This window comes from Streptomyces viridosporus (genome assembly GCF_002078235.1).
Classification (GTDB): Bacteria; Actinomycetota; Actinomycetes; order Streptomycetales; family Streptomycetaceae; genus Streptomyces; species Streptomyces viridosporus.
This window is the reverse complement of record NZ_MSGP01000960.1, coordinates 1-692: the sequence shown is the minus strand read 5'-3', so window position 1 is coordinate 692 and position 692 is coordinate 1. Positions and strand designations below refer to the sequence as shown.

Sequence of the window (692 nt, the reverse complement as noted above, 5' to 3'; positions counted from 1 at the left end):
CCCCGAGCGACGAGCCCCTCGGCGTCCCCGCCCTGCTCATCGCCTCCTTCCCGCTGGACTCCACCCGCCGGCACACCGCCCCCGGCCCGCTCACCGACTTCCTGGTGCAGCGCGCGGCGGACGCCTACGCCGGACTCCTCGCCGAGTGGCGCCCGGTGAACGCCGGGATCATCGACCTCGTGCCCGGCCCGCTCGGCAAGGGCGAGCTGGACGGCGCGCTGCGGCAGGCGGTCCTCGACCGGCTGCCGCGCACCTCCTTCCTGCCGCCCGCCGCCGGGCCGCGCGAGCGGGACGACGACTCCGGCCTGCCCGAGTCCCTGCGGCCCCGGGACGCCGAGGTCGTCGAGGGCGCGGGCGCGGACACCGTGCGGGTGCTGGCCGAGGTGCTGCCGACCCTCCTGCCCGCCGGGCTGGAACGCCGTGCCGAGCTGCGCACCCTCGGTGTCACCCGCCTGCCGCTCGCGGACGCGATCGACCGGCTCGCGGGACTGGAGAAGGCGCCCGACTGGTGGCGGCGGCTGTACGAGAGCCTCGCGGGCGTCGACCCGGACCGGCTGTCCGGGCTGCCGGTGCCGCTGGCCGACGGCCGGACCACGATCGGGCCCCGCCAGGTGCTGCTGCCCGGCGCGGAGGCCGCCCGGACCGACCCCGAGGTGCTGGCCCGGCTCGGGCTCAAGGTCGCCCACCCGGAC

At 78.6% G+C, this 692-nt stretch carries 1 pseudogene; it reads left to right on the top strand.

The window, feature by feature from the left end:
* Positions 1-692, top strand: a pseudogene (locus B7L92_RS38910) (sacsin N-terminal ATP-binding-like domain-containing protein); the annotation flags it as partial.